Annotated in this window: 1 protein-coding gene and 1 pseudogene; one reads left to right on the top strand and one right to left on the bottom strand. The window is 43.8% G+C overall.

Going from position 1 to position 660, the window contains the following annotated elements; genetic code table 11:
• Positions 1-342: pseudogene (locus R8O11_RS28340) on the top strand (RnfH family protein); the annotation flags it as partial.
• Positions 343-442: 100 nt separating this feature from the next.
• Here R8O11_RS28340 and R8O11_RS28345 read toward each other — a convergent pair.
• Positions 443-660: outer membrane protein assembly factor BamE (locus tag R8O11_RS28345; RefSeq protein WP_318195011.1), on the bottom strand; the 218-nt coding region annotated here is incomplete at its 5' end.

The following is a 660-nucleotide window of genomic DNA, read 5'->3' on the forward strand; positions in this document are numbered from 1 at the left end:
ATTGAGTCAGACATGATTCACGTTGAGGTCGTGTATGCATTGCCTCATGAGTAACGCGTGTTTAACTTAGTTGTGAATAACCACGCGACGGTTGAAGAGATCATTCGTCAGTCGGGTGTCTTGGAATTGTATCCAGAAATTGATTTAGCGAAAAACAAAGTAGGTGTGTTTAGTCGTAATGTAAAACTAGACGCGACCGTACGTGATAAAGACCGCATCGAAATCTATCGCCCTTTATTGGCAGATCCAAAAGAGATTCGTCGTAAGCGAGCAGAGCAAGCAAAAGCGGCTGGGAATGCCGATCCAGTGACTGGTGGTAAGCCAAATGCTCTGCGCAAGTAAGCAGAATAAGCAATATTTTAGATGATAAAAAACCTCCCAAGTGGGAGGTTTTTTTGCATAAAGGTTTTATGATGCCAATCGATGTAATGACAGGATTGGTTTATTGGATCTGTTCGTAAAACGCGTCACTTTTCGGGAAGTCACCGCTGATATCGGCCAGCGTTCCTTGGTCATTAAAGTTTACGACAAGATCTTTCTGTACTGGGTCACCGTGGCCTGGCGTGTGATGGTAGATATAATACCAAGTGTTAGGATAGCCATTTTCGATAAGCATTGGCGATCCAAGTACGAAGCGAACCTGTGCTTTAGTCATCCCAA

The sequence above is a fragment of the Vibrio sp. 1288 genome (assembly GCF_033344475.1).